This is a genomic window from Oleiphilus sp. HI0086 (assembly GCF_001635225.1).
This window is the reverse complement of the sequence record NZ_LWFZ01000078.1, coordinates 1-888: the sequence shown is the minus strand read 5'-3', so window position 1 is coordinate 888 and position 888 is coordinate 1. Positions and strand designations below refer to the sequence as shown.

The window sequence follows — 888 nt, the reverse complement described above, 5'->3', positions numbered from 1 at the left end:
CTTCAGTGTTTCGATATGTATGCCTTTCACATAGAAAAGCGCTAAACCTTCGGCGGCCATCATCCACTTATGTCCATCGGCAACAATGAAATCAGCATCGATTAAGGTTTGATCGAAAGGTAATGCGCCCAGACTTTGTATGGCATCCACACAAAGGAGGCATTGTTCTGCTTTGCATAGCTGGCTAAGAGACGGGAGGTCAATTGTAATGCCGCTTGCATACTGAACAGAGCTAATAGAAACCAGCCTGGTCTTGGGGCTTATCAGCTGTTGTATCGCCTGCACAGGGTCTTGTTTGTCTATATCTGCTACGTTTACAGTGACACCAAACTGGCTCAGGGATTCCCAGACTATGCGATTAGACGGAAATTCCTGATTGCTGATAATTACTTCATCACCTGCTTGCCATTCAATGCCATAGGCAATCATTGACAGTGCCTCGGAGGTGTTTTTTGCCAGTGCGATTTCATGGGTAGATGATAGGCCGATTAACTTGGCCAAGCGCTCGCGCAGTTCTTGCTCGACCTGTAACCATTGAGGGTAGTGCTGAGCGCCGCTGTAAACATTTTCTTTGGCGAACCTGGCAACGGCTAGCTCCGTACATGCAGGCCAAGGGCTTACCGCAGCGTGATTCAGGTAGCATAATTCCTTGTCTTGAGGGAATTGTGTTTCAGCTTGGGGGAAATGGGTAAAGCTTGGCATGTTGACACCGTTTTGAGCTTGTTGGACCGGGAGAAGCTCTGATGATATACGAAATAAGATGGCATTTTAATGTTTTCGTATCTGATCAGGGCATTCTTTAAAACGCCGATGTCGATGGAGACTAAAGCAGTGCCGACAGAGCTTTCTTTTGTTAAGCTGTTCTGCCTGATTCAAAGCTTGCGTTTA

Annotated in this window: 1 protein-coding gene; it reads right to left on the bottom strand. The window is 46.7% G+C overall.

All coding sequences use genetic code 11. The features are described 5' to 3' along the window. Positions 1-702, bottom strand: a 702-nt coding sequence (locus tag A3756_RS01205; RefSeq protein WP_156490162.1) for an aminotransferase class V-fold PLP-dependent enzyme, incomplete at its 3' end; no start/stop codon positions are given. Positions 703-888: the final 186 nt, after the last annotated feature.